This window comes from Prevotella sp. TCVGH (assembly GCF_023522295.1).
Classification (GTDB): Bacteria; Bacteroidota; Bacteroidia; order Bacteroidales; family Bacteroidaceae; genus Prevotella; species Prevotella timonensis.
In genome coordinates this window covers 37,190-46,214 of the sequence record NZ_QFFX01000022.1, presented here as the reverse complement: position 1 = coordinate 46,214, position 9,025 = coordinate 37,190, and the positions used below count along the sequence as shown (strand labels likewise).

Below are 9,025 nucleotides of genomic sequence, written 5' to 3'. Positions count from 1 at the left end.
TGCTACTGCTCGTTTACAATCAACGGTGGGGTTGTTTTGTTGTTTAGTAATTAGTTTTGTAGTAGGAATTGATTGGATTCGATTAATTTAAGTAATCAATTATCAGTTTGGACATTTTTTATTTACCATCAAAGCTGCAGTTCAGCGAAGGGCACATGGCTGAATACGGGTATGATGCGGAGGGAAAGAAGTTGAGCGTGACGTATACTACCTCAAAAAATCAACCTGATGGTGCCGATGGGAAGCATCGTCCCTCCGCAAGCGACTAATGTGGCCATGACTTTGAAAACCGATTATTGTGGAAACATGATTTACGAGAATGGAAAATTGAGCAAAATACTCACTGATGTGGGATATATCACCTTAAACTCTGGTGGTGAGCCACCTTTGTACCATTACTTCCTACAAGACCATTTGGGCAACAACCGCATGGTAGTACAAGAAAATAGCGCCGTGGAACAGATAAACCACTACTATGCTTTCGGTGGATTGATGGGTGAAAGTAGTGGTGGTGAGATGCAGCCTTACAAATACAACGGTAAGGAGCTCGATCGCATGCACGGCTTGGATTGGTACGACTATGGAGCCCGCCACTATGATGCGGCATTGGCAAGATGGATGTGCATGGATCCGCTCACAGAGAAATACTATGATGTCAGTCCGTATGCGTCTTGCGGGAATAATCCTGTGAATGCGATAGATTCTGATGGAAGAAAGCTTGCGCTAACTAGCAATATTACTATGAGTTTAGCAACCATTCAATCAACTCTTCCGCAAAGTTTAAGATCTTATGTGAGACTACAAGATGGTTATATTGATTTAAAATTCTTAGAAAAAGGTTTAAGTACTATGAATGGAAATATCAGTGGAAATTATCAAGCGTTGTATAATATTGTGTCTGATTCTAGAACTGTAGAATTCTCTATTACGGATAAGCCAAATGCAGTTAATGCAAGTGGCTCTCCCTCTACTGACTTAATAAATTTTGGACCTACAGAATTTTTCCCTGATGATAATTTGGGTAACAAGGCAGAATGGGTGACTCAGGGAGGAACAGGGATAAGTCTGGCTCCAAAGAGTCACCAATTTACGCAATGGGATAAACTAAATAGAAATAAGCTTTCGAATGACCAACAACAGTTCTCTCCAAATGAAAACTATCAGATTCAGATAAATTCATCAATGTTTAACAATAAAGCAACCTATAAGAATGGAGCAATAGCTACTACTCATGAACTCTACGGACATATCCTTTTTATGCTGATGGGATGGGACTCTACACATGGTACAGATAGAAATACAGATAATCAGAAGTTGGAAATTTGGTTAAAAGAAAGAGCAAATGAAACAAATGATAATTTTTAAGCAGAGACTTCTTGTTTTGTTGATAAGCATATGGGCATTAAACCTATCAACTACAGCAAGGAATGATAGTGACAGTTTACAATTGCCCTCGTACGTGTTAAATGATAGTATTTTCACTCTTAACTCTTCCCAAAACAGACATTTAATTGAAAAAGCACTAAGCCAATATATTGAACATAATTTACCAATTATGAGATATGATGGAACATCTTTTCGTTTCCTGGTTACAATAAAAATAAACAAATCAGGTGTTGTAAAAAAAATAAGACTGTTAAATAAACAAAGTTTTGCTGACAATATAGTTGCCTGGAATGATGTAAAAAAAATAATCTTAACTATTAAGTTTAATCCTGCAAAGTTAAATAACAGACCAATAAATTTTGTATCAGCGTTTTATGTACGGTTAGATTTTACAAATTGAATTAAAATTGATGAATTTGCAATTCAGGGAAAAGAATGGTAACTATTCAGCAATCATAGGCATTGAATATCAGCAACTTGCAGACTTACTATTATAGTAGAATACTCAAAAATGATACTATTTGCCAAAATTCTCATGTATTTATTCTTGTAACTCGCTGATTCTCAACATTACTCAATAAATATTGATTGCTGAATAGTTACCTTTAGAGATGTTACAGAAATTAGCACTTCAAAAGAGTATTTCATTAACCTCAAATCCGCAACTAAGCCCTTGAACGTCCTTATTGCGTTTACACGTCCTCTCATTGCTGAATTTGCAGATAATGTGGAGTCAAATTGCTCCATGATTGAAAATAATCCCCCCAAAAGGAGTGAGTCTCTCAGATTTAATTTGTATCTTCGCCATGTCTATCATCGGATTCTCTTGTTTTTTTTGCAACACTAAGATAAGTGAAAATTCTGACATGGCAAAATCCTGAGCAACTTTTTGTTGCTCAGGTACTTGAGAAGTTTAATTTATAATAGTGTTGCGGAATTAAGGATAGAATAAGTGCAAAAAAATATAAAGATACCCATAAGCCATTCTTAGATTTAGGACTAAATGAACAATATGAAGTGCTTAAAATGTAACATACGCATCCAAGAAATACTTTTCTTTCCCCTGACGACCCATTTCAAAATATTATTCAAACATATGCAATTGGGTGGGATGGCATAAGAAGAGGAGCACCGTTAAAAAGTGGAGATGCATATCTCCTGGAAGAAAGTACGATTACTGCACCTAGGATTCTAAAATAATAATTAAGGAATGAAAAGAATAATATTAGTAGCCATCTTTATTTATTTGGCCTTCCCGTCGTTTTCAAAAGTTCTAAATGAAATAATACGTCCTTGTGACTCTATAGATTATACTTTAATAAGAAAACCACAATTCAGTTTGGAGTTTCCACCAGAGGAGAAGTGGGAAGAATATAATAAAAGGAAGAAAAAGTTTACAAGTTTGCTGGCTCACTTCATAATAGAGAAACTTGTTGATGAACTTGTTTATGTGTCTGATACTGTGACAATTGGTTTTGTTGTGAACAGTAGGGGGCTTGTGGACACCACGTACCAAGTTAAACCCAAATATGTTCCTTTTGAGAATATTCTTCACTTTATCAAAGAATATGACTTCAAGAATCAGCTTGTGGAATTCTATTCTAAATCTTTAGATCGTTATTCTTTTCTTGTTCGACTTGATATATGGATAGACAGAGAACATAGTCAACTTATCATTGATTTTGAACGCATTCGAAAATGGAAAGAAAATAATCAATTAAAATAATTTTACTTATTCCTTAATCTCGCAACTCCTTCTACAATTCAGAATGTAATTAAATCTTGGTAAATGATTGGGAGATTGATAATCCTCAAATCCGCAACTAAGCCCTTGAACGTCCTTATTGCGTTTACACGTCCTCTCATTACTGAATTTGCAGATAATTTGAACTTGAAGCACCCACTTCTGCCTACAATGTCCCCTTACCCCACAATCAGCGCTGAAGCGATTGATAATGAGCCCATTCTGTTCAAATCTCTCAAAGAACGATTGGTCAACTTTTCCATTGTTATTCCATATTTCTGAGACAAAAGAACACCGTAGTTGCTCACTGCTCTTTGATTGAAGCACGAAATTCCAACATCAAATTACCGCCAAAAAATTGCAGTTGTAATATTGGCAGCACGCTGCATGGAACGAAAATAAATGCTGAATTTTCTTTACAAAGTGCCTCTCAAAACTCGCAAGAAAATCACCAACTTCAAAGTGGGTCGCAAATACGCGAAAAATGAGCAAGGTTCATAACTGTTTGATATTGATGATATTACGCTCACACACCTGTTTTTTATTCTTAATTTTACCCTTTCTTGGCGACTAACCCATTGAGATAAGCCTGCTATTTGCATGCTTCAAGGCTGCTGTGACATGTAGATAACACCTCTAATATATGTTTCCAAGACCGTTAAATCAATGTTTCAACTTAAAAAGGCATTTATTTTGCTCAAATCAGCCCATTTTTGTAGCACATTTGCCTATTAAAATTTTCTATTTTGAAGATTTTCAATGGTCGATTTTTGGTAAAATTTCAAGACAAAAGTAACGTACGTCTTTGCCAAGAAGGAGCCACCTTTTATAAATGAAAGTGCCATGAGCGGTGAGCTTATTTTTTCCCTAAATTGAACCCAAAAAGCAAATAAATGCGTATATTTGTAGAAATATTTTAGAAGGTAAGGCTATAAAAAATAAAATACAATGAAATTAAAAGGACGCAGAGAAAGCAATAATGTGGAAGACCGAAGAGGAATGAGTACAAGAACCAAGGCTGGTATTGGAGGTATCGGAGGTATTGTGTTAATCGCTTTATTCACCCTTATGCAGGGTGGTGGCATTGGTGACATTGTGGGAAATGTGATTCAACAAGGTGGACTCAATACCCTTCGCGAAGAAGTTGCTCCACAACAGAGAGAATTTACTGCTGAGGAGGAAGAGCTGGCAAAGTTTTCAAGACAAATCTTGGCAAGTACTGAGGATGTTTGGAGTAAAGTGTTTCAGGAAATGGGACGTACCTATACCCCACCGACATTGGTGCTTTTCACCGACAGAGTGAATAGTGCGTGCGGTTCCGCCTCTTCTGCTGCTGGTCCATTTTATTGCTCGGGCGACCAAAAGTTATACATCGACCTATCTTTCTTTACCAGCATGAAGCAGCAACTCGGTGCCAGTGGAGATTTTGCCTATGCTTATGTCATTGCGCATGAGGTTGGACATCATGTAGAATATTTGTTGGGGACGCTTGGCGAGGCACATCAACAAATGAGTCGCTCGAATAAGGTTGACGCCAATCGCATTAGTGTACGACTGGAACTGTTAGCAGATTACTATGCTGGTGTGTGGGCGCATCACGATGATGCCGAGTATAATTCGTTAGAAGATGGAGATATTGAAGAGGCGATCAATTGTGCCGAAAAGATTGGAGACAACTACCTTCAAAAGAAAGCACAAGGCTATGTCCAACCAGAATCGTTCACGCATGGCACAAGTGCTCAACGAATGAAATGGCTAAAATTGGGGTTAGAAAAGGGAGATATGAACATCAGCACGTTCAATGTGCCAGAAAGCGATTTATAAATAAAAGCGCAAAAAGAAGTACACCTTATATATATCCCTTGAAGCATTGCGTTAGGATGGAAAATTCACAGTTATAAGACTGTTGACACAAAGAAATAGCGCCATATATCCACAAAAAGAACACCAACAAGCGGTGAATTTGCACAAAAGAATCGTTGATATAACGCTAAAATGAGTAGAGACAAACAAAAGAAACAAATATTTAACATATTTTTACTCGCTGCAACTGATTGGTAGATAGTATGTTACAAAAAAGTTACAGTTAAAAAGAAAAAAAATCACAAAAAGCTGTATCACGTATCAAAAAAAACCTTACCTTTGCAATGTTTTAATAAACAAATGATTGTTTTACAGATTAAAAAAGCAAAGAAATGAAGAAATTAGTTTTAATGTTCGTAGCTGTAGCAGCTATCTCATTCGCATCTTGTGGTAACAAAACAAGTCAAACAGACGCTGCTGTTGACTCTTTGGAAGCAACAGCTGACTCTGTAGTAGACTCTGCTATGGTAGCAGCTGACTCTGCTGCTGCAGCAACTGTTGACTCAGTTACAGGTGCTGTTGATTCAGTAGCTAACGCTCAGTAATCAATACGAACAAAAATTGAGAGAACAACCATTACTCTTTCGGGAGTAATGGTTTTTTTGTGTCCTTACTTGAACAGTCAAGATGCTAAGCAAGAGTTGTCTACCAAAGGACTGCCAACTCATATTCATTAGACTTCAACAAATGAGAGGATGTAGATGATGAACAACAACACGGTGTCATCCATTCAGTCTACATCCTCTCATCGCAACAATATCGAATGGTCGCTTCGAACAATTAGATGTTTACGCAGCGTATCTATTTATATTCGTCCCAAGCTTTGATATCAATATCATCCAAGCTGAGTGTGCAAAAGGCTGAAATAAAAGCACTTGCCAATCGACTATTGGTAATCAAAGGAACATTTAAGTCGATAGCAGCTCGCCGAATTTTATAACCATTGGTCAACTCACGAGGCGACAAGTCCTTGGGGATATTCACCACCATATCAATTTTTTTCTCATGAAGTAGCGAAAGTGCTTGTGGCTCCTTTCCCTCTTCACTGGGCCAATACACTGTGGTGTTTGCAATACCGTTATCACTTAGATACTGACTTGTGCCACCTGTGGCATACAACTCATAGCCATGAGCCTTCAACATCTTGGCAGCATCCAGCATTTCTGCTTTCTGCTTGGCGCCTCCTGTCGACAACAATACGGAATGTTGAGGGATGCGATGTCCCACACTCAACATACTTTTGAGCAGTGCCTGATTGGTATCATCGCCCAAACAGCCCACCTCGCCGGTAGAAGACATATCGACACCCAAGACAGGGTCCGCCTTTTGCAAGCGATTAAATGAGAATTGAGAAGCCTTGATACCTACATAATCTAAATCAAACAGATTCTTTTGAGGTTTTTCCACATTGGCTCCCAACATGATTTTTGTTGCCAAATCAATTAGATTGAGCTTCAACACCTTGCTAACAAATGGGAAAGAACGCGATGCGCGCAAGTTACATTCAATGACTAAGATGTCATTTTCACGAGCCATGAACTGAATATTGAAAGGTCCGTTGATGTGCAGCGCCTTCGCAATTTGCCGACTGATTCGTTTAATCCTCCTCACTGTTTCTACATATAGCTTTTGAGGCGGGAACTGAATGGTTGCATCTCCTGAATGAACGCCTGCAAACTCAATGTGTTCGGAGATGGCATAAGCCATAATCTCCCCATTCATCGCAACAGCATCCATTTCTATTTCTTTGGCATACTCTATAAATTTAGACACCACAACGGGGTGGTCTTCACTGACATTCGCTGCCAACTTGAGAAATCTCTCTAACTCTTCCTTATTAGAACATACGTTCATGGCAGCCCCAGAAAGGACATAAGACGGACGAACCAAGACGGGGAAGCCTACTCTTTCGACAAACTCATTGATATCATCCATCGAAGTGAGGGCTCTCCACTCGGGTTGATTGATGCCAAGCTCATTCAACAAAGACGAGAATTTAGCCCTATCTTCTGCGTTGTCAATATCTCTTGCCGCTGTTCCAAGAATAGGAACATGCTGCTCGTCGAGCCTCATAGCGAGGTTGTTAGGTATCTGTCCACCCGTTGATACGATGACTCCATGCGGCATTTCTAAGTCGATGATGTCCATTACTCGTTCAAAAGTCAGTTCATCAAAGTACAGGCGGTCGCACATATCGTAATCTGTAGACACCGTTTCTGGGTTATAATTAATCATTACAGAGCGGTATCCCTCACGACGTATGGTGTGCAAAGCCTGAACACCACACCAGTCAAACTCCACCGAACTACCGATGCGATAAGCCCCAGAACCAAGCACAACGATGGAACGCTTGTCCTGTTCGTAGCTTATATCATGGCTCACACCAGAATAGGTCATATAGAGATAGTTTGTTTGAGCTGGATATTCGGCAGCCAACGTGTCAATCTGTTTCACAACAGGCAATATGCCATACTGCTTGCGAAGATTTCTCACCACCAACATGGCTTGGTGCATGTTTGCCATTTCATCTTCCAAACCAACGGCACGTGCGATTTGGAAATCGGTGAAACCGTACACTTTTGCATTACGCAACAAGGTTTTATCCAGCACGTTGATACTGGTACAACTCTTCAACGCTTCATCTATATCGATGATATGCTTCAGTTTTTGGAGGAACCACTTATCTATTTTCGTCAATTCGTGAATCTGATCCACCGTATAGCCTTTGTGCATGGCTTTGGAAATGATGAAGACACGCTTATCGGTAGGTTCACGCAAGGCAACATCTATATTCTCTATTTCCAATTCTTTGTTTTCCACAAAGCCGTGCATGCCCTGCCCTATCATACGAAGACCTTTCTGTATCGCTTCTTCAAAGTTACGACCAATTGCCATCACCTCACCAACCGACTTCATCGAAGACCCCAACTCCTTGTCTACCCCACGGAACTTAGATAAATCCCAACGTGGAATTTTACATACTACATAGTCGAGTGCAGGCTCGAAGAACGCACTGGTTGTTTTAGTGACTGAATTTTTGAGGTCGAAAAGTCCATAGCCCATGCCCAGTTTAGCAGCGACAAAAGCCAAAGGATAACCAGTGGCTTTGCTTGCCAAGGCAGAACTTCTGCTGAGACGTGCATTCACTTCAATAACCCTGTAATCTTCACTTTCTGGATCGAAAGCATATTGTACATTACATTCGCCAATAATACCAATGTGTCGAATAATCTTGATTGACAAAGCACGGAGCTTGTGATACTCACTATTGGTCAACGTTTGCGACGGAGCAATCACGATAGATTCACCCGTATGGATGCCTAATGGGTCGAAATTTTCCATGTTACAAACCGTGATACAGTTGTCATAACGGTCGCGAACCACTTCATATTCTATCTCTTTCCAGCCCTTTAAGCTCTTCTCTACCAATACCTGCGGAGAGAAGGCAAAAGCTTTTTCCGCAAGTTTGTTCAGTTCTTCTTCATTATCACAGAACCCACTACCTAATCCACCTAATGCGTATGCGGCTCGAATAATAACAGGATAACCTAATGTCTTCGCTGCATGCCGTGCCTGTTCGATGTTTTCACATGCCTCACTCTTAATGGTTTTTACATCAATTTCGTTGAGTTTCTCTACAAACAACTCACGATCTTCGGTGTCAATAATCGCTTGCACAGGAGTTCCGAGAACACGAACATGGTGCTTTTCTAAGATTCCTTTCTTATAAAGTTCTACTCCACAGTTCAATGCAGTCTGTCCACCAAAAGACAACAAGATGCCATCAGGATGCTCTTTTTCGATGACACGCTCCACAAAATAGGGTTGAACTGGCAAGAAATAAATTTTATCGGCAACCCCTTCTGAGGTTTGCACCGTGGCAATATTAGGATTAATGAGTACCGTTTGGATACCCTCTTCACGAAGAGCCTTTAATGCTTGCGAACCAGAATAATCAAACTCGCCGGCTTCGCCAATCTTCAAAGCGCCAGAACCCAGTAATAGTACCTTTTTTATATTTTCGTCTTTCAT

General features: G+C 39.5%; 6 protein-coding genes. 5 read left to right on the top strand and 1 reads right to left on the bottom strand.

Annotation, left to right across the window (positions count from 1 at the left end; translation table 11 throughout):
* Positions 1-237: 237 nt before the first annotated feature.
* The 5 genes from DEM91_RS05975 (at position 238) to DEM91_RS05955 (ending at position 5,538) form a co-directional block, all read left to right on the top strand.
* Positions 238-1,365, top strand: a complete 1,128-nt coding sequence (locus DEM91_RS05975) for an RHS repeat domain-containing protein (RefSeq protein ID WP_249858324.1) — start codon at positions 238-240, stop codon at positions 1,363-1,365.
* Positions 1,343-1,786: a hypothetical protein gene (locus DEM91_RS05970; protein WP_249858323.1), complete on the top strand. Its 444-nt coding sequence runs from the start codon at positions 1,343-1,345 to the stop codon at positions 1,784-1,786. Before DEM91_RS05975 ends, DEM91_RS05970 begins: the two co-directional genes overlap by 23 nt.
* Before the next feature lie 810 nt (positions 1,787-2,596).
* The gene (locus DEM91_RS05965) at positions 2,597-3,112 is read left to right on the top strand and encodes a hypothetical protein (protein ID WP_025072835.1); all 516 of its coding nucleotides are present in this window, start codon (positions 2,597-2,599) and stop codon (positions 3,110-3,112) included.
* A 966-nt stretch (positions 3,113-4,078) separates the two neighbouring features.
* Positions 4,079-4,954 (top strand): neutral zinc metallopeptidase, encoded by an 876-nt coding sequence (locus DEM91_RS05960; protein WP_249858322.1) that lies wholly within the window; start codon positions 4,079-4,081, stop codon positions 4,952-4,954.
* A gap of 371 nt (positions 4,955-5,325) precedes the next feature.
* Positions 5,326-5,538 carry a hypothetical protein gene (locus tag DEM91_RS05955; RefSeq protein ID WP_025072260.1) on the top strand — a complete coding sequence of 71 codons (213 nt, stop codon included), beginning with the start codon at positions 5,326-5,328 and terminating at the stop codon, positions 5,536-5,538.
* A gap of 256 nt (positions 5,539-5,794) precedes the next feature.
* Here the strand turns inward: DEM91_RS05955 and carB are convergent, their stop codons facing one another.
* On the bottom strand, positions 5,795-9,025 hold the full coding sequence (gene carB, locus DEM91_RS05950; RefSeq protein ID WP_249858321.1) for a carbamoyl-phosphate synthase (glutamine-hydrolyzing) large subunit: 3,231 nt from the start codon (positions 9,023-9,025) through the stop codon (positions 5,795-5,797).